The 26840-nt window shown below is 37.1% G+C and carries 23 protein-coding genes; 7 read left to right on the forward strand and 16 right to left on the reverse strand.

Translation table 11 applies throughout. The features are described 5' to 3' along the window. Positions 1 to 84 precede the first annotated feature (84 nt). The gene (locus tag AACR75_RS09425) at positions 85 to 708 is read right to left on the reverse strand and encodes a DNA-J related domain-containing protein (protein WP_170935174.1); all 624 of its coding nucleotides are present in this window, start codon (positions 706 to 708) and stop codon (positions 85 to 87) included. Positions 709 to 1014: 306 nt separating this feature from the next. On the opposite strand from AACR75_RS09425, the gene AACR75_RS09430 reads away from it, so the two are divergent. Both AACR75_RS09430 and AACR75_RS09435 read left to right on the forward strand, forming a co-directional pair. Beyond that, positions 1015 to 1683, forward strand: coding sequence for a DUF2238 domain-containing protein (locus tag AACR75_RS09430; protein ID WP_017046080.1), 669 nt, complete (start codon positions 1015 to 1017; stop codon positions 1681 to 1683). Between the two features lie 114 nt (positions 1684 to 1797). After that, the gene (locus tag AACR75_RS09435) at positions 1798 to 2010 is read left to right on the forward strand and encodes a hypothetical protein (protein ID WP_010318303.1); all 213 of its coding nucleotides are present in this window, start codon (positions 1798 to 1800) and stop codon (positions 2008 to 2010) included. Here the strand turns inward: AACR75_RS09435 and AACR75_RS09440 are convergent. The 3 genes from AACR75_RS09440 to AACR75_RS09450 all read right to left on the reverse strand — a co-directional run bounded on the left by AACR75_RS09440 (position 1967) and on the right by AACR75_RS09450 (position 5170). Continuing rightward, the gene (locus tag AACR75_RS09440; RefSeq protein WP_026028382.1) at positions 1967 to 2659 is read right to left on the reverse strand and encodes an HAD family hydrolase; all 693 of its coding nucleotides are present in this window, start codon (positions 2657 to 2659) and stop codon (positions 1967 to 1969) included. The two genes, AACR75_RS09435 and AACR75_RS09440, sit on opposite strands and share 44 nt — an antisense overlap. Before the next feature lie 140 nt (positions 2660 to 2799). Further along, a complete protein-coding gene (locus tag AACR75_RS09445) occupies positions 2800 to 4590 on the reverse strand; it encodes an HD domain-containing phosphohydrolase (RefSeq protein WP_047689776.1) in 1791 nt (596 codons plus the stop codon). Positions 4591 to 4660: 70 nt separating this feature from the next. Then, the gene (locus AACR75_RS09450; protein ID WP_013867962.1) at positions 4661 to 5170 is read right to left on the reverse strand and encodes a hypothetical protein; all 510 of its coding nucleotides are present in this window, start codon (positions 5168 to 5170) and stop codon (positions 4661 to 4663) included. Between the two features lie 188 nt (positions 5171 to 5358). On the opposite strand from AACR75_RS09450, the gene AACR75_RS09455 reads away from it, so the two are divergent. Both AACR75_RS09455 and AACR75_RS09460 read left to right on the forward strand, forming a co-directional pair. Then, a complete protein-coding gene (locus tag AACR75_RS09455) occupies positions 5359 to 5493 on the forward strand; it encodes a hypothetical protein (protein WP_269413195.1) in 135 nt (44 codons plus the stop codon). A gap of 250 nt (positions 5494 to 5743) precedes the next feature. After that, positions 5744 to 6892 (forward strand): DUF6035 family protein, encoded by a 1149-nt coding sequence (locus tag AACR75_RS09460; RefSeq protein ID WP_052190338.1) that lies wholly within the window; start codon positions 5744 to 5746, stop codon positions 6890 to 6892. 28 nt (positions 6893 to 6920) lie between these two features. Here the strand turns inward: AACR75_RS09460 and AACR75_RS09465 are convergent, their stop codons facing one another. Beyond that, the gene (locus AACR75_RS09465) at positions 6921 to 9185 is read right to left on the reverse strand and encodes a UvrD-helicase domain-containing protein (RefSeq protein WP_047689778.1); all 2265 of its coding nucleotides are present in this window, start codon (positions 9183 to 9185) and stop codon (positions 6921 to 6923) included. A 1-nt stretch (position 9186) separates the two neighbouring features. After that, entirely contained in the window at positions 9187 to 9990 is an 804-nt protein-coding gene (locus AACR75_RS09470) for a hypothetical protein (RefSeq protein WP_139047935.1), read from the reverse strand. Positions 9991 to 10546: 556 nt separating this feature from the next. Between AACR75_RS09470 and AACR75_RS09475 the strand changes: the two genes are divergently transcribed. After that, the gene (locus AACR75_RS09475) at positions 10547 to 11170 is read left to right on the forward strand and encodes an AbiEi antitoxin N-terminal domain-containing protein (RefSeq protein ID WP_052190339.1); all 624 of its coding nucleotides are present in this window, start codon (positions 10547 to 10549) and stop codon (positions 11168 to 11170) included. A 1-nt stretch (position 11171) separates the two neighbouring features. Then, positions 11172 to 12203, forward strand: a complete 1032-nt coding sequence (locus AACR75_RS09480) for a nucleotidyl transferase AbiEii/AbiGii toxin family protein (protein WP_047689783.1) — start codon at positions 11172 to 11174, stop codon at positions 12201 to 12203. 87 nt (positions 12204 to 12290) lie between these two features. Here the strand turns inward: AACR75_RS09480 and AACR75_RS09485 are convergent, their stop codons facing one another. The 3 genes from AACR75_RS09485 to AACR75_RS09495 form a co-directional block, all read right to left on the reverse strand. Next, a complete protein-coding gene (locus tag AACR75_RS09485; RefSeq protein ID WP_231564197.1) occupies positions 12291 to 14456 on the reverse strand; it encodes an AAA family ATPase in 2166 nt (721 codons plus the stop codon). 150 nt (positions 14457 to 14606) lie between these two features. Next, the gene (locus AACR75_RS09490) at positions 14607 to 17543 is read right to left on the reverse strand and encodes a type III restriction-modification system endonuclease (protein WP_047689787.1); all 2937 of its coding nucleotides are present in this window, start codon (positions 17541 to 17543) and stop codon (positions 14607 to 14609) included. Next, positions 17543 to 19483: a site-specific DNA-methyltransferase gene (locus tag AACR75_RS09495; RefSeq protein ID WP_047689789.1), complete on the reverse strand. Its 1941-nt coding sequence runs from the start codon at positions 19481 to 19483 to the stop codon at positions 17543 to 17545. The genes AACR75_RS09490 and AACR75_RS09495 overlap by 1 nt, the downstream gene beginning before the upstream one ends. 237 nt (positions 19484 to 19720) lie before the next feature. On the opposite strand from AACR75_RS09495, the gene AACR75_RS09500 reads away from it, so the two are divergent. Beyond that, positions 19721 to 20191 carry a CreA family protein gene (locus AACR75_RS09500; RefSeq protein ID WP_047689791.1) on the forward strand — a complete coding sequence of 157 codons (471 nt, stop codon included), beginning with the start codon at positions 19721 to 19723 and terminating at the stop codon, positions 20189 to 20191. Between the two features lie 70 nt (positions 20192 to 20261). On the opposite strand, the gene AACR75_RS09505 is transcribed toward AACR75_RS09500, so the two are convergent. From AACR75_RS09505 to AACR75_RS09535, 7 genes are all read right to left on the reverse strand, one after another. Then, a complete protein-coding gene (locus AACR75_RS09505; RefSeq protein WP_047689793.1) occupies positions 20262 to 22241 on the reverse strand; it encodes an ATP-binding protein in 1980 nt (659 codons plus the stop codon). A 380-nt stretch (positions 22242 to 22621) separates the two neighbouring features. Next, positions 22622 to 23569: a hypothetical protein gene (locus AACR75_RS09510; protein WP_047689795.1), complete on the reverse strand. Its 948-nt coding sequence runs from the start codon at positions 23567 to 23569 to the stop codon at positions 22622 to 22624. Positions 23570 to 23629: 60 nt separating this feature from the next. Continuing rightward, positions 23630 to 24889 carry a Y-family DNA polymerase gene (locus tag AACR75_RS09515; protein ID WP_047689797.1) on the reverse strand — a complete coding sequence of 420 codons (1260 nt, stop codon included), beginning with the start codon at positions 24887 to 24889 and terminating at the stop codon, positions 23630 to 23632. 3 nt (positions 24890 to 24892) lie between these two features. Beyond that, positions 24893 to 25297 carry a LexA family protein gene (locus AACR75_RS09520; RefSeq protein ID WP_029803474.1) on the reverse strand — a complete coding sequence of 135 codons (405 nt, stop codon included), beginning with the start codon at positions 25295 to 25297 and terminating at the stop codon, positions 24893 to 24895. 122 nt (positions 25298 to 25419) lie between these two features. Further along, complete coding sequence (locus tag AACR75_RS09525) at positions 25420 to 25608, reverse strand: hypothetical protein (protein WP_047689800.1); 189 nt, start codon at positions 25606 to 25608, stop codon at positions 25420 to 25422. 166 nt (positions 25609 to 25774) lie between these two features. Further along, complete coding sequence (locus tag AACR75_RS09530) at positions 25775 to 26113, reverse strand: hypothetical protein (RefSeq protein ID WP_047689802.1); 339 nt, start codon at positions 26111 to 26113, stop codon at positions 25775 to 25777. 193 nt (positions 26114 to 26306) lie between these two features. Continuing rightward, complete coding sequence (locus tag AACR75_RS09535) at positions 26307 to 26828, reverse strand: hypothetical protein (RefSeq protein WP_047689804.1); 522 nt, start codon at positions 26826 to 26828, stop codon at positions 26307 to 26309. Positions 26829 to 26840 lie beyond the last annotated feature (12 nt).

Consider the following 26840-nt stretch of genomic DNA (forward strand, 5'->3'; position numbering starts at 1 on the left):
AGCCAAAAGAAGCGAGAGATCGCTTCTTTTTTACTTCAGTACCTTATTCGACAAATATCTTGTCTAGAGTTTAAGGTTTGGGCTTTAACTATTTTGCCGCAAAATATTCCATGCTTCACACAACACTCGAAACGTTTCAGCATTGCCATTGTCTCTATCTGGATGCCACTTTAGTGCCAACTTGCGCCATGTTTTCCGGATTTCAATTTGCGTCGCTTCCGCTGGTAATTTAAACAGCCTCAATGCTTGAAGACGATTCATATTAAGGTTACTCGTTCCACCCATTGCTTTACGGTAACGAGTCCAAAATTCGTTCAACAAGCGGCGCACTTCTCCTTCATCAGCCTCATAATTTTTCCACTGAGTGTAATAATCACGCAATGGATCATCTGGATCGATTTCGCAACTAACGGCACGATGCGCAGGCATTAGTACAATGTCCATTGCTGATACTTGTAACCACTTTTCAGGGTAAAGCGTCTCTTGAAGCTGATAGAGCGCGTTCATGATCAAAAAATTACGCTTAAAGAGGTCTTTTTCAGGTGCGCTATCAAGTACAGGCATGAATCCCTGTTCACTTAAATGTGCCGCTAACGTATGGACTTTCCAACCGGAAGGCTGTTTACGCAACACCTCCAACATTGGCCAAAGCAGCGGATTTTCCATGTAAGATTGAAACTGAGCGGTAAGTTCTAAGCTTTCAGACATACTTTCGGGCCTACTTTGGGACATAGTCTCGACGTTCACATTAAGGTTCTCTCTTCATTCAAATCCAATATCGCTTTTTTGTCGAGTTTCTTACCGCATATTATCTTGGCTTTTTGAACTAGAGTCCGTTTATCACACGCACTATCTATCAATACATAAAAAGAGAAAGATCGAGTTGTTGCATGATCTTCTCCACCTTGCAGATCTCTTTGCCAAGACAATGCGAAAATCAATCACAAAACGAAGGTAGATACGCACATCTCAAACACAAATTTCTACGTCTATAAGATACAGAATTCAACAAAATTGAACATCGTGCAAAATAGTGGCACTATCCATCGGTATTTTGTCATAGGAAAAACCATGTCTCTCAACTTCTCACGCACGCTTTTATTTTTGACGGCGATCTACGGTATACTCTTTCTATTTTCAGCGATCGCGCCGGTTTCTCGTGCTGTCTGGTTAGCAGAAATCATCCCTGCGCTAGGGATCTTAGCACTCGTCTATTGGGCTTCAACAAAACTACGCTTTAGCTCAACGGCTTATATTCTGATGTTTGTGTGGCTTAGTTTGCACACCATTGGGGCTAAATATACATTTGCAGATGTTCCATTTGCTTGGTTCAACGAACTGATCGGATCATCTCGTAATAATTTTGATCGCGTCGCTCATTTCTCAATTGGCTTTTATGCCTACCCTATCGCTGAATATTTAATTAGAAAGCAGCTCTGTAAACCGTTAATTGCCTCATTGTTCGGGCTTTTCTCTATCATGAGTATCGCAGCAGGTTACGAAATTATTGAATGGTGGTATGCCTCAATCGCGGGTGGTGATGAGGGAATCGCTTTTCTGGGTTCACAAGGCGACATTTGGGACGCACAAAAAGACATGTTATGCGATACCCTTGGGGCAATGACGGCACTTTGCCTATTATGGTTTAGGCCAAAATCAAACATTCCTTACAGTGAAGTATGAAATGCCTCTAATTTTTGGAACTAAGGTAAATATTACCGAGAGCAAGTTTTGATTAGTGTTTATTCTGTGAGTACGGAGAACATGACTCTCCCTTTTTGCTGCTGAGAATTGATTATGAAAAATATAAATAAAACACTTGAAAAAATAGACTGCTGTCCACTTTGTCAACATGATGAATACTTTATTTCCACAAACAATGAAAAGTTTATCTGCGCACAATGTGGTTTTAAAACCGACCACTTACAAAGCGTCCAGCAAATGATTGGTGTACACACAGCGCTAATCAGTCATAAACACATTCATTGCTTGGCCAACAATGTGCATTGAGCCATGGTTTAAGCTCGAGTAATGTGTCGATAACAACGACATTAGGCGCTTGAGAAAAACCCTGTGGGTTAAGAGGTGCTAGCTGAACGGTTGGTACCTCTGCATTGATACCCGCTTCAACCCCTTTTGCTGAATCATCCACATAAATACATTCTTGCAAAAGAAATCCCATATTCATTGCACAATAACGAATCAAATCAGGTTCAGGCTTCCAGCTATTCGCATCAAAGGCTGAAAAAATGCGTCCTTCAAACAAAGGGAGCAAACCGCTCCGTTGTAAAATTGATGATATTTTTTCTTTAGGTGCATTAGAGGTAACACAGTATTCAATACCCTGCTGGCGTAAATACTCAAGTAGTTCTATCGCACCATCCATGGGTGAAAGATATTGCTGGAAGAGCTCATTAACTTTATCCCGATAAAGGTTCTCTAAAAGATCAAGATCGGCGTTAATGTTCGTATGTTCAAGCGCCTGAAACAGTATGTCCGCAATCTTCCCACCTTCAAAATGGTTAATCACTTGTGCAAAAGTAAGGTGGGCTCCTAGTTGGTTCAATACATTGACTAGCGCTTCGCAGCATAAACGCTCACTATCAACTAAAGTACCTTCACAGTCGAAAATAATACATTTTATTTTTTTCTCAGTCATAAACACTTCCTTCATCCAATGCTTAATTTTAACCGCTGGATGAATGTATAAAATGATTGAGTTAACAGAATGAAACGAAGATAAGAGTTGATATGCATAACTTATAGCCACATCACTCTTTGATACTCAATGGGGCGTATTTAGCCGGCTCTGTAATAGCTTGTCGTATCGGGATACAAATTACGGATTTGGATAAAATCATCCAAATGATTAAGCAATAAATTGACTAAAGTAGGGTCAAACTGAAAACCGCATTCACGTTCAAATAAACTTACTACATTCTCAAGCGGCCACGCTTCTTTATAACAACGTTCACTTAGCAAAGCATCAAACACATCCGCTATTGCAGTAATGCGAGCAAATATATGAATGTCTGTGCCTTTTTTCTGATTAGGATAACCTTTACCATCCCAACGCTCATGGTGTTCATGCGCGACAGTCGCAGCTAATTTAGTTATATCACCTTCGCTTGTATTGAGGATGTTATAACCAGCGGTAGTGTGAGTCTGCATGATTTCCCACTCATCTGGTGTTAATTTTCCAGGCTTATCCAAAATCGACTCTGGAATCGCAATTTTTCCCACATCATGCATTGGGCTGATGATCTCGATCATTTCTACCTCGCGCTGCGTTAACCCGCACAAACGAGCCAGCAGCGCAGAGAGTCTTGCTACCCGCTTAACATGATTACCCGTTTCACCAGAGCGCGTTTCTATTGCTTCTCCGAGTAAATGAATCATTTCCCGCTGTACGGCTAATGTACGCTCTTGCAATACCACTATTTTACGGTTTTTGACGCCAAGCTCTCTTTTTTGTCTGAGGGTCACCCCTTGCATAACAATCACAACCAGCAAACAGAGAATAATAAAGCTAGCCGCGAGTAACACTTTCCAATGCTGTTCAAAATAAGAGAGAGGACGATTAAGAACCAACACATCCTGTGGCAAGGCTTTCATGTCAATCTGATGTCGCTGCATGGCTTGGTAATCAAAAACCGCTCTTGTACTGCTGATTTGCATGTCAACTGCGGAGGCTAAATCTAGTGAGACAAATTGGTTTAACGCCATCAATATATCATTTCCCAGTTGCTCAGAACGGTTAACATACCCTCCAACAATATCATCACGAATATAAAACTCCCAAAGTACAAAAATGGGGGCAGCGCTAGCTTGTGCTAGGCGGTAGGAAATCTCTTGATAAGTATGGTAAACACCTTGATTTATCTCTGTATTAAAGTGCGATAGCAGTACCGCATCATCAGGTGAAATCTGGAATAGCACCTTTTCTGCTTCAGCCAAAGTGATGGAGTTAATATCGATAAACTCGATACCTTTTAAAAGATCCGTAGCCAGCACTTCATCGACTTTTTTTCGGATTAATTGCGAAGTATGACTTTGATCTGATAAATAATAGATTTTCTTGAGTTTTGGCCGTAATGATTTGATTAAATGGAAGTTTTCTATGATAGCTTCAGATTCATAAATAATTTTATTGTACTTAGTCATGTCATCGAGTGTGGCACTTTTGTCGTTGATGCCAACCGCAACCATAGGCGTATCTGGTTTAAATAGGCTTGAGAGCCCTTTAGTGAACTTTAACGCATTGTCATCGGTAATAATAACCGCATCGAATGGATAATCACGATATTTAACGTGGAGGTATTTTTTGGCCTCCTCAAGATACTCTTGGCTATAAATTCTTTTTGTATCAAGGTATTCAATGGAGAGCTTAATCGGTGTTTTGCTGCTCTTAACTACAGCATCAATGCCCTTTTGAAATTCATATGTCCATTGATAAGATGATTCGTATGAATGCAGCACAAGAATATTTTTAGGCTCCCAGCGAGTTGACTTAGCAGGAAACGACAAAAACAGCGCATAACAGACCATAGCAGTCCAACTAAGCCAATATGTTATTTGCTGTTTATTCATACATAGCTCTCCGTGCAGGCTAAAATTAATACCAAACCAGGCGCTATAGTACCAATTCCATCAGGACAAGCTACTGTTCTATAAAAACATTACCATTGCACTCATGATTAGCACGCCATTTTGCGAGCAACAACCGCGTGAATACATCTTCACCTCCAAATGCATTTTTATCCAGAGTCACGATGTCAGAGATGAGTATCTCATGTGAAGTGGAGGTGACGATACCAGCAGCCACAGGCTCCCCATTTTGAAAACCTAAGTAAAGCTCGCAAGGTGCTGAATAAATGATTTGGGTAAAGAATTCGATAACTTTTGATTGATCGTTTTTATCGCTCCATAAGCTTGCTTGCAACAGAGCAAACCATATTGTCATCCGATGAAAATCAACCAAATAAACCTCTTCGAGCAACGATAGGTTAGGCTCCTCAGTGAGCTCAATAAAAGGGCGAGAACTGCGTTGAACAACCGCTTTTTGGTAGAGATCTCGACCTTGTAAGCTCTCCTCTGTTGGAAATTCGACATTCACTTGGTCAAATAGCCATTGGTTTTTAATGGCGGCAACGTCAGGTTGGTTAATCATTGTTATTTACTTCTTCTTCTAATTGTTGCAAGCAGGATACTGACCAGATCGATATGCGACAAGCCATTACTCACATTATCCTCATCTAAACTGCAGATATGCTGGCCAAAACATCAACATAACAGCCTATATCATTCTCCTTTGATGCTGCTATCATGTGCAGAAAGATGGATAAATGGATTATAGACATGAACAAGAAACTCATCACCACCGCATTCATACTTAGCTTTGGTTTAGTTGGCTGCGATAGCAATGAAGTTGGCGATGTATCGCTCGGATTTTTCACGCTTAATGATTTACATAGTATTACACAACCATTTTAAACGAGCAAATATTACACATTAAAAATGAACAATTACTAAGCCCTATCATTCTGAATACACATAAGAATTGCACTAATACTGGTCAGTACACTTCCCCATTTTCTAACGAAACAAATGTCTACTTAACTTCTCTTTTGCATTGTTTATGAGCGTCAAGTCAACACAAACGTGATACGTGTGTATTTAAACAGTATCAAGTTTGTGCATAATACATCTAAGAAAGGTTTGTAGGTTCAAGCAAATGAGAAATATGACATCTGTTTTTATGACAGAAGCAAGTAAAGTTATTGATGCTAATGAGTTTTTAGATACTACTGACGAAAAGATACTTTTTGAGTTACGAACAGAGATTGCTAAAAATCGAAAAACCTCCCCTGTTGTCCTGTGTAATGTCTGTTTTCAACCTGTTCTGTTGAAAGGCACACCGCAAAGAACTAAATACTTTGCTCATGTAAAAGACTCTGAAGATTGCCCCATTAAGACCACAACAAACCTTACAGCCGAGGAAATCCTCGCAATGAAGTACAACGGTCAAAAGGAAGGTCGGCTTCATCGAGAAGGTAAAGAAACCTTAGCCCAATACCTTAGAGCAGATAGTCTATTTCACAATGATGTTCATGTTGAAAAGACGTTCAGAGAAAAACATCCAACTGGCATAGCCAAACGCAGGCGCAGACCTGATATCTCAGCAACGTTGCTCAAAGACTCGCGTGAGGTTGTTTTTGAGCTTCAAGTATCAACAACCTTTCTCGATGTCATTATTAGTCGTGAGCAGTTTTACAAGGAAAATGATGCCTATATTACGTGGGTATTCCTTGATTTTGACGCTGAGAAGTTTACGACTCTTGATATCGCTTATGCCAACAAAGCCAATGTTTTTGTATTGGATAACGAAGCAAAGCATGAGTCAGATTTGAACGGGAAACTTGTTTTAAAATGCTATTACCGTAAACCATTTATGACCGAAGACTTAAACATTGCTCATAAGTGGGTTCATGAACTCGTTGACTTCTCAATGCTCAACTTTGATGAGTTAAATAAGAAAACATATTTTGTCGATACTGATGCTCTTAGAGCAGAAGTCATCAACAATATAAACGACGAAAAGCGTAGGCAACAACTTGAACGAGAAGAAAGAGAGAGAGCTAAACAAGAAGCACTGAGGCAAGAACGAGAAGAACAGAAACGACTTGATAAACTTGCACGATCATACTCTCACTTTCAAACTCCAAATCATTACAAAGAGAAGGCTCATAGAAGTAAACATCTGTCCCAAATGCCCTCTTCTACCAAATCATTGGGTGAAGCCTTGATTTGCAGAAAATGTATGATCATAGGAAAGCCGAAGAAAGTTGGTAGACTTACTGTCTGTGGGCGATGTGGTCATGAGATAAGTTGAGAGAAGTAACTCACTTCTCTCAACCAGTTTAAAATGAATCTAAGAACTTTTCGTCAATTGAGGTTTGAAGCAAGTTTGAAATACCGCGTGCTCCTGAATAGAGCATGGTCACAGCAAATCGAGCACGTGTTATTGCAACGTATAAGCGATTAAATGAAATATATGTTAAGTAGTGTTTACTATTTGTATTCACATCTGCTTCTGTTGGAGGTAAACGTCCTTTGTCTGCTCCAACAATAACTACCGCATCAAACTCTAATCCTCCAACATAATCTATTCCAGAAATTATATACTTACCGCCTTTTTGTGCGTCATTAACCTTCTGTATATCACCTCTATTTTTAATAATTTCAAAAGGTTTATTGATTTCTTTTGCGAACTCTTCAATTTCTTTACTTAAATTGTCTGTAGTAGGTATGATCACTATATTTGAACGACTACACTCCAGCTTTTTGCAAAGAATATCTACTTCATCAAAAGATGATTGGAGTAAGTCTTTGTCATTTGATATTGCTTTCGCATAAGGAACCACACACTTTTTCTCTTCCTCCATCGTAAAACTACCGCTTGATCTACTCAAAGGGTTTTCAAAGTCGGTAAATAATCCCGCACCACTCGAAAGAATGTGATTAGCAAGATCGATGATTTCAGGACTACACCTAAAGATTGTATTGAAACCTTCAGTCTCAATATCACTATTACTATTGATATTCAAAGCTTCTTTTACTTCACCAGACGACAATGTAGAGTCACCTAATGCCTGACTTCTATCAATTGTAAATACAATATTGGTAGTGGCATTGGGCTTTGTTAAGAAGTGAAACAAGCATAACTCATTCATGTTAAATAAATGAGTTTCATCTATATAAATAGCATCAACACCTTCATTGATTCTACGTCTACGCCAAATCGGTGTCTCTAATTCTCCCATTGCCGTTAAAACAATATCATCGCTATCGAACTGTCCCAAAGAAATCAAGCGTTCATTGTATTTATTGTATAAAGCGTAAACACAGTCAAAATCCTCGTCTTTGACTATAGGCAATAGATATTTTGAACGTGCAATTTTTCGATATCTTTCTAAACTTTCGCCTGCTCGACCCTTAATGTATGTTGAAATCTCTGATTGCAAAAGCTCTGCAATTGACCAATATTCATCACTGTCAAGAAATTCGTATAACTCTCTTGAAATCATTTTTGAAAATGATTTCAGTTCTTTTTCTTTAAAACTCTCAACTATTTCATAAAGATAAAGTAGTTGTGTTTCTTTAGAATCTCTTGCATCTTTATCTAAATATTCTGTTTCTTGAATTTTGTTACCCAAAAGCTCAATACACCACTCTTGTAATGTGGTAATTCTTACATAATGGTTTGGTTCTTCTTCTGGGTTATAGATAAGGTCATCCGCATTATTTGCTTTGAAAATTGACTTTATATTGTTTTTCGTTTCTGAACTATGTGTAATGAAAATTAATTTTTTGTGTTCTGATATACCTTGATAATACCTGAGAGTCTTTATGCACCTAAGTATGAGACTCAGCGTTTTCCCTGTGCCAGCCGCTCCATCTAAACGCGCAGGGCCAAGTGATTTACTATTTATAAATAATTTCTGATTTTCAGTAAGATAACCTTCGATTCCGTTAAAGCCTATAAAAGCACTTACTTCATTATCTGGCATTTCCAAGGACATAGCCGAAAAGCAATCATCACTATCGGATGAAAGTGCGGTTGACACATCTTTATTCACATCCTTATAGGATTCGACTGCCTTTTTATAATTGGTGGTAAGGTGGTTTGTCTCTAATTCAAATTGATCATTACCTGAACCAAAGATTAAGAAATGTTGACTGTTTCTTCTTTCTTGGCGTTTATGGTCAGGACGCTTATCTAATGCAACTTTGTAATACCCAGTACGAAATGAAAATGGTGTTAATATTACAAATCTATTGTCAATTGCTCGTTCCAAAGAGCTTAAACCCATACCCTCCCATAGTTTAATGACTAAGCGACAAGACTTCTGAAATAATGTAATACAGTTTCTATCGCTGTTCTCAATAAAACCATGAAATTCAGTTAAGTCAAAAACTAAGGTTTTGCTTTTATCAAACTTATTTGTTCTAATTATCCAACCTTCAGAAACACATTCTACAAATAAATCTTGATTCTTAAAAGGAGTACCATTTTTTAATAAGTCAATAAGTTCTTTACCCTTCTTGTAATCAACACTTTGGTAGTCTTTTATTTTGACTATTTCTTTAGCTGCGTTAATGTCAATTGATACAAATTTAGCCATATTAATTACCAATTATTTCCTTAATCATTCTTTTGTCAGGGTCATCAATTCCAATTCTTGCGAAGACATTTGAGAACTTTTGAAGTATATGTTCAATATATGGGGATTTAATTACACCAACTGTAAATGATATTTTTTCATTATCTGATTCAGGATATTTTACCGAAGGAAGTGAAATACCTGTTCGTAAATTCTCAACGTAATCGGACTTGAGACTATATACATCTCGCATCTTTACAATGTGTGGGCCATCTCCGGTTACATCATCTATAAAATAGTAGCCCAGTAAATTTTGGGATATCAAATCCCCGATAATTGATTCACTTAATGAGCTTAAAGTTTTAGAAGAACACACAATTTGTTTAATATCCTCAGCTCTTAGATTATTCTCTAACAAACGCTGTGTCTCACGGTAATCATTTAACTTATTGACAAAAGAAACTCGTTGAGCTTTCTTTCCAGCATCAGAAAAATTTTCAACAATTTTATCTAATGAGTATGTTTGTAATAATAGTTCACTACCACCAATAGTTTCAAATGCTGTAACTAAGTTTCTATATACACTTTTATTTGCTTTATTGTACAATATTGAACTAAATTCACCGACCATCCAGTTGTCAATTGAAATTAAAGGCAAATAGCTATATATTGGTGCTTTTTTTTGAGATATATCGCACCTTGCAGTTATTATTAACCCATAATTTAGCTCTTCGCTGTAATCCTCAGCAAAGGCTCCATAGAACACACTTCCTTGAGTTAACTCACTATTAAGCCCTTCATGAAAAAAACTTCGTTTATCTGACACTCTCAACATCTCGAACACTTTAAATAGATAAACATACCATTAAATATACTAATCATAAGCTACGCACTCTGTGATATGTGACTGATGGCACTTAATTCATTATCAACCTTCGTCTTAGTTCATACAATCTTTTTGAATGATGATTTTATTGATGTTTACACTGCACTTGAAAACCAAAGTTAAGTCGTTCTGCAGCTGCTTAAGACGATAAGTTCCCTCGAAGCCCACTTAAGCATGAATGTTCCAGAACTGATCGCCATACTCTGATCATCAAGAGATGAAATTCAGTCGCTCTCTATACACCACACAACCTAACTAATTGAAAAATAATAATTTCTGTCTTCGATATTGTGACACAATATTTGCATCTTTTTGATGGTCAGTACTTAACCTATTGAATATTAGATGTTTCCGTTCAGTTTCTTTGTTGTCATTTTTACTCCCCTAAACTCTAACCACGTAAACTAAGTGTCAATAGGTTACACTTTTTGATGCATCATAGGTGTCAATAGGTCACAAAATTAGTATACTTATCTGAGTAATTGAGGAGGTTTTTATGTCAGTATCTCAGCAAGTGACCAGTTATATAATGCATCAGCGATATGGTCGTGTTTTTACGCTTGATGATTTCATGAAAAGTTCAAGTCTTGAATCAAACCGAGCGGCAGTCACTGCATTCAGTCGCTGCGTTGAGATGAAATTAGTCAAACGTCTATCTCGTGGAGTCTATTACAAGCCCCAAAAGAGCCGTTTTGGTACTCTGCCTGTTGATACACAAGAACTCATCAAAGCACTCAGCAGAAAAAAACAGGCTGAATATGTAGTGTCAGGGGCTGCTGCAGTAAACGCTTTAGGCTTATCTACGCAACTCCCAATGGTCAGGAGTTATTTAATGACAGAGCGTGTCAGAGCCGATCTTAAGTCCGTCAATATCAAAATTGAATATAGTAAAGCACTTGATCATTTTTCGAAGCACCTAAAAGTCAGTGATAAAGCTCAGAAAAAACAGGCTTTTATTCTTTGGAGTGCGTTACATTACATTGGCAAGGATAGGTTCTCCGATTATAGAAGTAAGTACATTTCACGTTTTCACAAAACGTTGAGCAGTGATGTTAGAGAAAAATTCTTACAAGCTCTTCCACCATCTATGAATTGGGCAAAAAATGAATTAGGACATTAAATTGAGCAAATATTTAGAGCTATCTGCTTCTGAGAAGCGTGAAGCATTATTGGTTGCAGAAGGGCAACATGAGAGTAACCTTCCTGCATATATAATCGAAAAAGATTATTGGGTTACACAGACTTTAAACATTCTCTACACAAAGATTGCACCTACTTTTTCTGAGAAATGTGATAAGCCATTTCTCTTTAAAGGTGGAACGAGTCTTTCTAAAGGCTACAGCCTAATCAATAGAATGTCTGAAGATATAGACCTATCTTTTTCTTTAAACCTCCTTGAATGTGAACCTATTGATTTAGAAGAAGTAACCAGTAGGAAAGCCAGACAAACCGCAGCTATAGCAATCGATACAAAAGCTGAAGAGCTAATAAAGCAACAGCTCATTGACCAACTTACTGAACATTTACAAGCTCTGGATACAGGAGTCAAAGTTGAGATTGAATCTGATGCACCACTCAACATCGCCATATACTATCCTAAAGCTCTAAACGAGGATGAATATGGAAGTTCTGCTCAACAAAGAGTTTTGCTCGAAACTGGTGGGCGTTCTGATAATCACCCTGACAAATTGATTGAAATTAATCATATGTTGGGCGAGGCTATACCAGATCTTTTAGATGATGGTTTTGATGTTTTAACCTTGTCTCCTGAAAGAACAATTTTAGAAAAGATGTTCGCAATACACACGAACCATGTGAAAGAGTCCTTAGCTGATAAACATGCTCGACATCTTTATGATATTGTCGAAATTGATTCGAAATTCCCAGAATGGTGTACAAATAGAGCTTTGTTTGAAGTTGTGGTTAACTTTTGTGATGTCTACTACAAATGGCACGCTGATTCATGCTCATCAGCTTTGAAGGGACCGTTAATGCTTGTCCCTCAGAATCAAGACATGACGGATAAGTATAAACAGGATTGGGAAAGCATGGCAGATATGTTTCCTAAAGCTGAACTGCCCTATTCATTCGAAGATTTAATAGATAATGTTAAGTCGATTGAAGCTAAGGCAAATGGTAGCTTCTACGCTTGATCTACCATAGAAGAAATTTTAACCACCTACCTTTAGCTTATTCTTATCTAAAATATAGCCACTCGACTGAGTGGCTATTTATCATATTTATATCTGAGACATTTTCTGGTAGTGGTCACTGTAACCTGTATCTTCAAAAATGAACTTAAGTCCATCTCTAAACGCCCCATAATCAAACTCTTTGAAGTCAAAGATATTCTGTCCAAGTGAGTGTGATTCACGGTTTATGTATCTAATGAACGCTTGATATTTGACTTCTTGAAGCTCAGGTTTTTGCATCACGTTGCTTAGATCTGACTTTTGAACGAAGTTGAAGAAATACTCCACCACGTTGCGCATACAGTTTGCAATCAATGCAGGTGGTTGATTTTCATCATTTATCACAGACCAGTACGATTGATAGTCATTCTGCACTTCTTCGTAATTCATGGTGTCGATAGTCGTGCCTTTCATATTCTTAGATAATCTGAATAACGATTGATTTGCTTTTCTTCGTTTGTGATTTGCGTCCACCAGCTCATAGAAGAAATACAAGCTATGCGTCAGCACAAAAACTTGTTCCAAGTTTTTTGAATTGAAGAAGTCATTTTTGATGAGCTGACCGATGTTATAAACAAATATATGAGAAAGGCTTGATACTGGATCGTCAATCACAGCAATTTTCTTAACATGAGCTTCATCTGCTGTTTGTTTGCCACGAAACAGTTCTCTGAAGTACAAAAAGCTTATAATCATCTTTTCACCTTCTGACAACGATAAAAAGATTGAACCTTCAGAACCAGACCTTACAAGGCGATACAGTTCATCTCCACAACTCTCAATATAAAAGTCAGTTATGCCAATATCAGAAAGACCTTTGTTGATATTAATTATTGATTCTTCGATACTTATCGTTTGTTTCTGATACTTAACTCGATCTTCTTCCAGAGTTACAATCTCAGAATCTACAGTATTTTTACTTGCCGTTAGTTTTTTAATTTCTGCATCACCATCGCTTTCAATGGTATCAAAGCTCTTGATCGTCTGATCGTACTCCCAACGAACAATCTTCCAGAACTCATTTTTAATTTTCTGTAATTCATTACTTGAATTGGCAATTCTTTGATTATGAGCACCAATGCTTTGGTTTACCTGTTCTACATACTGGTTGAATGTTGTTAAATCCGCACTAAAGCCTTCCAACTCAACTTTGATGCTTGGAGTGTGTTCTTTTTGTTCAATCTTGCGTAAGTTCGAGTTTAGTATTTCATGTATTGACGAATGTGATTCTGTCATCCCAGCCAACTTATCGGCTGCAAATGGAGTAGTTTTGTATATTTCTAAGTCAGGAAAGGAATCGACTATTTTTTTGTATTTGATAAGGATATTGCTGATTTTTGTTTTACTTTCTTCATAAGACTCATCAAAGTAATCTCTAATCTGCTTTATTAAATCGGCTGTAATCGTTTTGGATTGGCAAAAAGGACATGTATCATCATCGATGTTGTCGAGATATTGAAGCCCATCACTTACCCAATCAGAGTTGTTTAACTCTGTGATTAGCTTTGCAACAGCACTATCTTCATTACCTACAATGACATCGTTCAGTAGTTCTATTTCTTCTACTGATAGTTCAGATAAAGTGATTTTGGGTAAAACGGAATGAGTGGTAGCTTTATCGCCATTTATAGCGGCAACCTCTTCTTTGAGCTGCTCAACCGTTTTCTTAGGCTTCACGGAAGCTAAAGGTATAGAAGCCAAATGCTCAAATAGTGTTTCTTTCCTGCCCATTAAACCTGTCAGACAAAACTCAAGAACTCGATCACCACCAGAGTAGTTTTTCTTGATATCCCAAACGACCTTTTGTGCTTTGTCTTTGGCTTTTGATATATCATCGTTTTGCTTCTGGATCTGATCTCGATACTTTTCACTATCGATGTTTTTTTGATCAAGTTCCTTCGCTATTTGTTCAATCTTTTCTTTGGCTTCTTTATTCTCTTTTGAAAGACTGAAGATTCCATTAATTGTGTCTTCCGTGTAAAAGTTATCCCTTATAAACTCCTGATTATAAACAAGAATCTTTGAACCATCATCAGTATACGAACATGCCTGGTATTTTTCGTCACTTGGTTTGTAAAAGTAGTTAGAGAATGTGCTTTTCCCCGACCCGTTTAAGCCATAGATTATGTTCACTTTCTTGTCTGTATTGAGCGATGTTTTACCTCTATAGCTCGCAACGCTTTCAAAATTAATTTGTGATATCAATTTGCTCACTCCATGCCATAGCCAACTGTATATAGTCAATCCATTAGTAATACCAATTTAACCCACAGAGACAGCTCAATACATCTTCTTTCAACAATGTCAGAGTCACCACGGCTGATAAAAATAAACCCCAATAACGCTGTTATTGGGGTTTCAGTATTAACTAAGATGTGGCTCGATTATTTCGATAATTTTTTCATCTTTGAACTGCGTCTTAAACTCAATCTTGATATCTCCACCTAAATCTTCTGCAATTTTCTCGAACAACTTCTCAGCATGAGCAATCTTTTGCTTCTCTTCCTGTCGCAGTTGCTTCTTACCAGATAGGTTCTTAGACTCAATGATAAAGTTTAGGAACTCTCCTTGCTTCGTTTTGATAACGTAAGCAAAGTCAGGCGAATATGTTCCACCGCCAGATACTGGTATTTTGATTGAGTTTTTAGGAATCTTAGTAAAAACAGTCACACCAACAACATTATCTTCAACAATATTCAGTCGTTCTAACTCAGAATCATAGAATACATCCTCGAACAAATACCCATTCAAAGGAGTATTCAACATATCATGATGCACACCCAAGTCTGCAGAGCTAACTTCATCAACTGGATTACCTAATGAATCCGTGAATTTGGTTGGATAGGACTTACTTGAGATAATGTTGTAACCAATACTAAATTTGTTAAATGAATTACTTAGCAAATAATCATTAAAGTCACTATTGATCTTTCTTATCGTGTTGTTGTTTAGGTAGTCACGAATATCGAACAGGTCTTTTACTGCAATGAATGCCTTATGCAGTGTAGAACGTTTGATGAAAGAAATCTCAGACAACTCTTCAAGAAATTGTGCGTAGGAGAGGTTACTAAACAAAACAAGGTTTTCAGTAGTTGTTTGAGTTGATTGAGCCATATTGTTCTTAATACGTACTTCTTCCACTACTGTACGAAAGCCAGATTTTTTGAACTCGTCGGAATACTCTCTCAAATAGCTTTCAAACAATCCAAGGAAATGATCTTCACTATCAATCTTATACTGCAGTATCGCCTTAGTATTGATTCGCTCCCACAACTCTTTAAGCTCATCAAACATGCCAATACGCATTTTAGATGTTCTTTTGGTCTTAGATGCCTCACGCACCTTCCCTTCCATAAGACCTTTCTGGAACGCTCCTGAGTATTCTTCTTTTAACAATTCAAAAGAGTCATCCTTCAAAAACTGTTGGTTTTCATCCATGATACCCTTGTTAATCAAGTTGCTCATGATATTGAAATTTGACAGTTCTGGATATGCAGATTTAATGCGCTCCATTAAGTTTGCGTCAAACTCTGTTGGAATTGGTTCCCGTTGAGATGCACTATTAATTTCACCTTTTAACAAGGAAACAAAGTTTTGCTCTGTAAAGTCAACAAAGTAATTAAGTGCAAATGTTCGATCCTTAACACGACTCATAAACTCATTTACAGGAAGTCGTAGGCCACGACCAACTTCTTGTAGTTTGGATGTTTTGCTACCGCTTGTTCTGAGTTTACATATGCTGAATACGTTAGGATTATCCCAACCTTCTCTTAGTGTCCATTTGGAGAAGATGAAGCGTCTTGGGTTATCCAACGAAAGCAGTTTCTCTTTATCATGAAGAATTTCGTTGATTTCTTCTTCGACTTTTTCATCAGCACCAGTGTTATCTTTTGAGAAATATCCACCATGAACACTACTTACATCATTGATAGTCTGTTCAAGGTATGTTCGATAAAACTCATCCTTAACTGTTTTTAGTTGTTCTTTAGCTTCAAAAACGACCCAATCTTCAAACTTTTTCTTCAAAGTACCACTGATATCATTACCGTCGCGATAACCTTCGATATCATCAATAAAGAACAAAGCAAGAGGCTTAATTCTTGGTGTTTGCGTCAATAATTCTCTTTCTACTTCGAAATGTCGCTTAATAGCCTTACGCATCATATCGTCTTCTAAAATAGAAGAGTAAGCGTATGGGTTGAGCTGATTGACACCTGCCTTCATCTCGATCCCATTACTCAGAATCACAGTTTTCTGAGTTGCATCAATGAGTTCTACACTTAGACCTCTTAATTCTGCGTGTAAAGCGACCAAAGAATCACCCTTACTAAACGGCAATGATTTTACTTTGTTACGTTCAGTAAGCTTAAAGGTGGCGACTTTTCCTTCAACTTTGGTGAGTTTAACCGAAGCTACCTCTTCACCTGTACCTTTCTCTATATATACGTCAACGTTTTTAACAAGCCCTTGGTTGAAGGCTTGGATAGCATCAAGATCGTACAGTAGATTATCGTATTCATCGTTGCCAAAAGTTGCACCGTATTGAATGATATACTGAGGCTTATATGATTTTATATTCTTCCAAGTTGCGTTGCCCTTGGGGAACTTATGAGGCTCATCAATGATGATAAAAGGATTTATCGCGCTGATAGCTTCTGCTGGAGTATCGTATAAGTTATCAAGCAACCCCTTGTCATAAGGTTCATTCATAGATTTTTTCGAGTTGACCATGCCAGTATTAATGATCAAAACATGAATGTGTTTTCGGTTTACATTATCAGCTTCAACAAAGTCATGGATGGCTTGCGGCATGTAGTTTCTTTTGCCCTTTTTGCCAGCATTCTTCTTACTATCTACGACATATGTTTTGATTTCTCGGTCATAGTCATCCCTGAAATGCTCTTTCAAAGCTGAACTTCTAAGAAAGTTTACTGTACCAGCCTTGATTGAAAGAGTTGGAACAACAATAACAAATTTATTGATGTCAAAAGACTTATTCAGTTCAAAGATGGTTTTTGTATAGGTGTATGTTTTACCTGTACCTGTTTCCATCTTTATGTCGATTACGTTGCTATCCAAATCGTAAAACATTGGATCATGCGAGATAGAGTTCTTCCGCTGAATATTTTCAATATTCGATTTTAGTAAATCACGATCAACCTTGATAATCGGATTCGAGCGATACTTGATTCGATAATCACTTACATAGCTCACATCTGCGCCATTGAAAAAGCTGATAACAGAATCCACCCCTACTTGCTGATGGGGAAGATTTTTTTCAAATGAAAATCCTTTTGACATCAGTTGCGCACCATTACATCAATTTCAATAGATTTTTTATTTGAGTGGTTTTTTAGAGCATCTTTAAGTTCTCTTTGCTTACCACTGTCAAAGTTAGCGCCATAAAAAACAACTTTGTTAGGGCTAAACGATTCATCAGTATCCAGTTTCAGGATTAAAGCTTTTATCCCTTCAGATGTAATACCAGATTCCAACATATAGAGCCTGTTATCACACAGATGTGCGACATAACCATCAAATTCTACGTCGATAACTTCATCAGCGAGATCACTGCCATCATGCAAACGCCATGTAGTTAACAAGGTATCATATTGCTCTTTGTTCAAAACCACATCATCAAACATCGTTAAGTTTTCTAATGCAAACTCGATATCTTCATCCTGCACACGAAAATCTTCTACAAGAGAGTAGATTTTAAAGCCTTGGTTCCCGTTTTGAGCACTGGCTCGTATGAGTCGTTCTTTGGTTACGTCGAATATTGTTTCATAACCTGCTGATAGAGCTTCTGATTTTTCTTTTGTTGGTTCATCGAGCTGTACAGTAATGAATCTATAGTTTTGGTTTTCTTTATGGTTCAGGTTCATAACTGCATGTGCAGTTGTGCCAGAACCTGCAAAGAAATCACAGATAATACCCTCACCTTCACAAACATACGAAATCAACATTTCAATAAGTTGGGTTGATTTAGGGTTAGTAAAAGCTTGTTTCATTTCAGGGAATAGGGAACGCAACTCATTTGCACCAATACGACCATCTAACTCCAATACACTGGAGAATTTTTCCTGAAACTCAGAAAGATATAGCTTTAACTCAATTATCTTATTATGGTCTTTGCCATAGATAATTTTGTCTTGGTCTATCAGCTTTTGCATTGTCGATTCTTTAAATCGGTAGCCCATCAACGGTTGTTTGCAAGGTTTTTTCGTTTCTGGATGTATAACATCGTAACGGTATCCTTCTTTGCCTGGGTTGTGTACGCTCTGGCTATTGATGTAGATACCGCCTTTGTCGATTAGCTTATATCGGTCAAGCGGACCAAGTTGAAACTTGTTGTCTTTAAACCATTTTGAATATGCAGCCTGCAATTTCTTTTCATCGTCATACTCCGCGATCAATTTCTCACCAAGCTCAATCAGATTGTCTTTGACATCAGAAATTCTACTTTTCCAAACTTGCGCAATATGGCTACGGCTTTTCGCATAAGCGACAATATATTCATGCTCAGTAGCGATGTTTGTCGGGTTGTTATCAGTAACGTTCTTCCAAATAACATTACCTAAGAAATTTTGTTCACCAAAAACTTCATCGCAAAGTACACGGAGTTGCGCTAACTCATTGTCGTCAAGTGAAATGAATATCACACCATCATCACGTAGCAATTCACGAGCTATGTGTAATCTTGGATACATGAAGGTTAACCATGCACTATGACTACTATCTCCTTTAACCGTATACTTTAGAATCCTTTCTGCTTCATCAAGGTCAATACCTGCAAGCTCACTTAGCTGCTCTTTTGTGAACTTGCGATCATCGTTGTATGCAAAACCATCTTTACCTGTGTTGTACGGAGGATCTATGTAGATCATGTGTACTTCTTCACCGTAGGTGTTCACCAGATGTTTCAGTACTTCTAAGTTATCCCCTTTGAATAAAAGGTGTTTACTCGACTTGTTATCTGGTTGGCTATTATGTTCAGCATCAACCCCCATCAGCTTTTTAGGTGGTAGATTCGACATCAGTTTCGCATATGACTTACCGAGCCAATTCAAAGAATAACTCTCTTTCGAGAGTTCAACTTCATTCGATTCAATAACTTCCATCATGCGGTCTTGCATGAAGCTACCGTTCTTATCAAAACATTGTGGAAAATGCTTCTTCAGAATTGCGATTTGTTTGCTGTTTGTGGTTTCTTTGTTTGAGAAAAGAGTCTCAGATGCCATTATGAAGTACCGTAGCGATTTGTATCGATTTTGTGCCTAATACTACTATATATGAGCCTGATTTTCATTGGATTTATCAAAGTATTAGGTTTCACTCATTGCTGAACAAAACTCAAGCGAAATAGCTGTTGTTGAAAGTTCAGTTCAGTTTTGACAAACAGCTATTCTGTGAAAATGAACTTACACCAAATGATACGTGTTACACTTTCCAAAACCGTTAGTAACAAGGATTTACGAATGAAAAAAATGCTTTTAAGTGCATTGATGGCAACTGCTTTGGTCGGTTGTTCTGATAACGAAGTTGGCGATGTAGGTCTTGGGTGGTTCACTCTAAAGGACATTTCAATTTCGAGCTTAGTAGATGAAGAAGTGACAGGCGTTACTTGTCATATCGCGTCTATCGAAGCTGATCTAAGCTTTGCCGACCCAAGCGATAGCTCTATCGCATGTCGGCAAACAGGCGAAATTACGCCTGAGATGATCGCAAAAATTGATAAGAGCAAATCGGGTGAAGTGGTGTTTAAAAAGTCGAAGAGCATCTTTTTTAAAACAATGAAAGTGCGTCGAATCTACGACCCTGAAAATCAAACTCTACTCTACTTGTCCTACACGACCAAAGAGACAGATGGCAGCTTTAAACACAGTCTATCTACTGTGCCGCTGTTCGGAACGAAAGCGTATGTTGAGCCAACTAAAGTGGTAAATTAGGCATATATGAAAGAAGCCACTCGATAGAGTGGCTTCAATGTTCTACTAACTCATATGTTATTAAAATCACTTATGACATGACTAAGTCGTCCTCACTCACTTCAACACCTTCAGTGTATTCTGAGTAATGCTCTTTGATGTATTTTAACCCATCTGTTGCGGAAACATTTAAATTTAGTTCATCTTTCATAAATTTTAGTCGGTGCTTACATTCAGCGATAATCTGGGACCACGTTTTAACCAAAACACGGATATTATCTACATCATAAGCGATACCACTGCCAGTCTTGTCATTCTTTAAGTCTTGTTGAACAAATGCATCTAATTCGTTTGAGATAACGACAAATGTCCATCGAGAATCCAGATTCTCAAACCTTTCATCAGCAGCTACAGCCCATGCATATGACTTAACTTGGTTTAATTCCGCAGCCCCCACTTTAACTTTCGGTGCTTTTAACTCCACAACCAAGTGCTCAACCTGATCGCTATGATTAGTTGGTAAAGCACGTGTTAACATCAAATCTACAATACCACTACGTCCATCAACTCTCTTTACGGGCTTATCAATGATCAGATCGCTGTTTGTAGACTTTAAGTGTTTTTCTAATACTTTGGTTAACGACTGATCGTTGACTGTCATGTTGAATGCATCACCAAATACCCAAGTGTTTTCTGCTAATATTTTATGTAACTGTGTTCTCTCTTTTAGTATTGCCTTAGTCTCTTTGTTGTATAAAATCTCTTCAAGACCAGTTATAAATGCTATTCTATCAGAAACTACTTTTGACATATTTATAATAGAGTTTAGGCTAACATCTTTAATTAATTCAGATAGTTCCTTTTGTTTCTTTTTCGATAGTTTAAGGACTTCTTTTAAAATATCTTGTAGGTCACTTGGTTGTGTATTTACAACTTGCTTCAACAATTGAAGTTGAAATTTCTTAATAGTTTTATCACTTTTCTCGAAGCTTGGGATCGAGTCGCTGATATTAACAGCTAAGATATCGAACATATCTTTTTCAGCTTGCTCGATGGGTGAATACGATCTATTTTTATACGGATAGATTTCTTCTTTTTTCCATCTGTCAATTTTACTTACACTTTTTTCAAGCTTTCGTTTTTGAAAATATGAATTTAGTTTGCTAATACAATTTTCAATAGCAGAGTTTAAAGATGGTTCTAAACTATCAAAGTCTAACAACCCCTTATCTGACAAAACTGAAATGTGGTCTGATCTTAAATATGCTGTATAGTTAAAACCTTTGGTTCCGATAGGTTTTTCATTACAAGGTAAGATTGGTAAGCCACTAACATTACAAAAATGGATTTCATTCTTACAATGAAAATCCCATTCGATGATATTAAGTGTGTAATCATACCGTTCGCCATCAAATTCTATCGGTTCTAACTCAAATTTATCTTGATATGATATCAGTGAAGACGGATCTAAAATCTCATCTTCTATATGCAACTTTAAACTTGGGTATTTATTTAGATAATTAGCGAATACAGTTGAAAACTCTTCTTTTATTCTCGGAATTGTTAGGTCTGAAGAGCTACATTGGATTTCTCGTATCGTAACAATCGTGCCAGTTGTTCCCTTATCTAAAAATTCAGAGTCTGTGTATCTAAATTGTTTTGGGTTATCTGCAAGTCCACTAATTGTATATTTTTCATATCTATCATTAGATGATATTGTCGTTTGCCACTCAACATATCTACCTACAATAAAGGATTTAAATCGCCCTTGACCTAACTTACCATGTAAATAACGTCCAGATTTTGAGCGGAGTTCTGTTTTTTTCCATGATACACCTAAGCTTTTAAAATAGTCTTTGAATTTAGATTGCTCAATACCTGTGCCATCATCAGTTATCGTAATCGACTCAATACCCAGCTCACCGTGATTGATTTTAAGGTAGACGTTTTCGGCATCTGCATCGAAAGCATTCCAGACTAACTCGATCAAAGCTTGCACTGCCTTGCCTGTTAAGGTTCTGTTAATGAAATCATTTTCAACTTCAACGTCAATTATGTTTTGATTGCTCATCGGTACACACTTCAAAAGGTTCATTGGCTATACAATACATCAATCCAAATCAAAACTCAGCCATTCAACGTCTGTTTTGATACACCTATCTTATTCATAGCTGATTCCTCATACTAAAAGTCACTAAGATTAGTGGCTTCGATGTTCTTGAATTGTTTGTACATTATAAACTGACTTTTTGTTAACAAATTAATCACTAAGAATTCGACTGTCCTAACTCCTAATGCTCGAAGTTCAACGTATCTAAGTTAGCTAATCAGACAACAGATTCTTCATACAAACAGGCTACTACTACACTGACTTGGTTTATTCTTTGCACAAAGAAAAAGGGTGAAGAAAATCTTCACCCCCTATTCTGGTAAAACAACTTTTTATACAACTTATGAATCTAACTGAACGTAGGTTTTAGACTTGCCGACAAAACTTTCTTTAACTAAGATCCAACGGCTACCTTTTTGCACTGTTTCAAATTCACCACGATAGAATTTATCGTGTTGCAAATTTCGAAAATGCGCACTTCGAATGTGTTCAGAGATTTTGTTCGATGGTTCATAGTTGAAATATGAAGCATTCCAATAATTTCTTGTAGTTTTTTCAGGCATTCGAAACTTTGCTTGATGCGGAAAGCCATTCACTAAGTATTTATTGTCAGTTGCAGAGTTAAAAATCAAAAGTTGAACAGCGATTTTCATTAGTGTATTTGTCGTTAGTTGTTCAATATCATTTAATCTCTGATCAACAATTGTCGATAACTCAGATGATTCTTTCACACCATTGTCTAACTTTGAAATTATCTCAGAAACATCAACACAACTTCTGTATGTAACATCTTTGATTTTATAACTCACAGTTATTGAAATGTTTATTTCAGGGTTTCTCTGAATCTTCAAACCTGTCAGTTCACCAAACGGCACATGCACTTTTTCATACATTTCTTCTTCTGAGAGAACAGTGATCTGACAAGGATAGAGCTTGATGTTCTGACCATTGACTTTTACATACGTATCTTTTTCAAAACACAAAGCGAAAGTTTCAAAACCTTTCGGTGGTCTAATCGTTGCATTTAGATTTGATGTAAACTTTGCACGATTCAACATTTCGACAATCGATTTATTTACAAAAACAAGTTTTCTACTTTGCTCATAAAACAATTCTTCTGCATTTGTATTTATACCAAGAACATCATTTAATTGATTCGCTAAGTATGAATCTTCAACTAAAAATTCTTCAAAAGTCGGAACATGCCCGATCATTTGTTTAAGCATTTTTACAGTTTTTTTATCAGACAGAACAGTTTGATATTTAGTTTTAAAAATATCGTATTTCATGATTCACCAAGAAATTGATTTGATGATTTAAAATTATCAGGACCGATCAAAAAGAACAATCTATCGACAACTAATTTTTGGTAAGTCAGACCATTTTGTTGTGTACTGTTTCGACAACAACTGTCTTTTCATACTCCATTCTTGCTTGATGCCTTGCCCTGCAATGAACACTGCATCAGTGCCGTATTTTCGATTTAAACTGTCAAAAACAGCGTTGAGCTTATCATTAGATGGATTATCGTTAAGCATATCTAATTGCTGCATACTACCGTCAGACAAATCTAAAAGCCCTACCCCTATTTTGTAAAAACGAACACCGTCTTTGAACAGTTCATCAGCGGCATTCGACGCGACTTGTGAGAGATGAGTGATATCACTCGTTGGAAAGCTAAATCTATGTATAGTCTTGAATGAAGCTGGCTTTTCATCAAATGGTGAAGAAGCAGCAAAACACAACATTACTTTTGTCAGTGAATTTTGCTCTCTCAATTTCCGTGAAGCTATTCCAGCGTGTTTGACCAAGGCTTGCCGTAGATTTTCAACGTCTGTGATTCGCTCCCCCACAGATCTTGTAGAATAAATTTGCTGTTTATTAGCTTTTATTAAATCCCAACCTTTGCAGATCTGCCCGTTCAACTCTCTTGCCGTTCGTTCAACTTCAACGTTGAAATCTTTCCTTAGCAAACCGACTGGATATTTTGCTAAATCATACGCTGTGGTGATACCCATAAACTGCATTCGTTTAGACAACTTTCGACCAATCCCCCAAACATCACCAACTTCCACTTTTTTCAACAGTTCTAACGTTTTGTCTTGATCATCTAAGACGCAAACACCATTGAAACTTCTGATCTTTTTAGCCAAGTGATTTGCCATTTTTGCGAGTGTTAACGTTGTGCCAAAGCCGACACATACAGGAAGTCGTGTTTCTTTCCATACAGCTTTACGCAAAGCTTCACCATGCTTTTTCAAACATGGAATTGCTGGAAATGTTCGTTGAAATGAAAGAAAACTCTCATCTATCGAATAAACAAACTGCTCAGGTGCAAACCGCCCTATCACGTTCATCATTTTCGCACTCAGATCTGAATACAGTTCGTAGTTCGAGCTAAACGCAATCACACCTTTTGCTTCACATTCAGCTTTGATTTTGAAGTATGGAGAAAACTTAGGAACACCAAGATCCTTTGCTCTTCTGTTTGCCGCAACGATACAGCCATCGTTATTCGAAAGAACAATGATTGGCTTATCCCTTAAATCAGGTCGAAAGACAGTTTCCGCGCTGCAATAAAAAGAGTTAGCATCGACTAAGGCAAACATGGCTTATGCGCTCAACAAAAAGCTTTTCTTGAACAATCGAACAGAACTCACTACAACACCTTCAATGGTGAAAGTATCGTTTTCCGTGATCGTAACAGTGCCGTATTTAGGGTTAGCTGATAAGAGCTGGCGATTATGCATATCTATGATTTTACAGATAAATTCACCGTTCAAGTTAGCTACTATCACATCGTTGTGTTTAGCTACTGGAAACCTATCAACGATCAATAAATCACCGTCAAATATACCCACATCAATCATTGATTCGCCTTGTGCGAAACCTAAAAACGTACTGGACGGACGTTCGACAAGTAGCTCATCAAGCGATAGGTCTAATTGGTTGTATTCAGCAGCAGGACTCTCAAAGCCCGTAATGCCAGCCGATGCAAATAGTGGGATTACTTTCATAAAAAATCACAATGCTGTATAGATATACAGTAGTATGATTCAGCGGCACGAATAGATCAATATCGCACAGAACTGATCGGTCATTGCACAAACAAAAAAGAGAAGCGATGCTTCCCTTTCTATCAACTCAACTCGTATCGTTTTCTCTCAATTTTCTTACATTCAGATTCAAGCGCAGTGCGCTTTTCGAGCAACTTAGCCAACTCTTCTACGTCATCCACTGCACTTGCGCGAGAGATGGCTTGTGAAAGCTCTTCTAAGGAGTGAACTAAGCCAACAAGCTTTTCGTCCAGTTCTTCTTGTGATTTCATCTTTTCTTTGTGAATTCAGTCTTATGACAGCGATTATATCACTGATTACTTAACTAAAAAGACACTAAAACGAGTGATTTTTTGTACAACACATGTTTCTTACTTAAACGAAAAGAGAAGCATTTGCTTCTCTTTGTTTTAAAAACTTTCTGATTCAACAACCATTTTAATTTCTTCTATTTCTTCGTTTTCGATTTTTTCTTAAATTTTTCACAAATTCAGATTCTAATTTATTAGACTTCAAATGCTTAGGTTTTTGTTGTAACTCTTCATAATCATAAGAACCGTGTTCAGCATGACGAATTATATCTAAACCATGATGTCCAAACTTTTCTGCAATATCATCTGAATCATCATCTATTCCAAAATCTCGAAGAATATCTTGAATTCTTTCATTTGTCGCATCATCAGCAATTAAGCCAGATTCTGGATAAGTTTCATGCTCACTTTTAATTCTATCTAATATTTCAACTAACATATCTGTATTTTTAAATTCATAACTCATTATATATATCTCCTTTGATTAATGATATATATATTTTTATAACATGCATATTAAAACTTGCAAGAGACAATAGTTAAATCAATTTAAAATATTATTCCAAAGGATTAAATATTGCCTAAAAATACACAAATATTATTTTTTGCAAAACTTGCAATTTTTCCGAAAAATTAAAAATGCAACAACAAATCTCTGATTATTTTAGAGATAAAACTTTACGCTTTTTCTTCTTCACCAAAATTTCAACAGGCTTTTTGTCTTTTGCAGCACCAAGAGTTTTTTTCTTCTTAACAGCAATCTGTGCCGTCTTTTGCTCTTGTTCTCTCTTAGCCTTAGCTTGTTTAGCTGCCTTACGAGCCGCTGCTTTTTCAGCTCTACGAGCCTTCATCTCTGCTTTAACAGATACAATTCCTTGCTGCACTTTTTCAAGCAAGTCTTCACGTATTGGATATGTCTCAATACGATTGCCATAAAGATCATGAAAAACATCATATTCACCGCTCACAGTCGCTTTTAAGACTCTCAGATCTTTAGTTGAAGCAATGAAGCTGCCCTTTCGTATTTCAGTCGTAGTGAACGGCTCAGAACGCTTGCTGTTCTCTTCAAACAACTGCTTTAAAATTTGTGAACATGCCACAGGCTTAGATTCCTTAAAAACAGGGAAACTTTTGATCCACAAGATTACAGGTCTTAAATCTTTTTTTGTTTGTTCGCTCATAATTATCTCCTT

Source organism: Vibrio sp. ZOR0018 (assembly GCF_963865925.1).
GTDB classification, from domain to species: domain Bacteria; phylum Pseudomonadota; class Gammaproteobacteria; order Enterobacterales; family Vibrionaceae; genus Vibrio; species Vibrio anguillarum.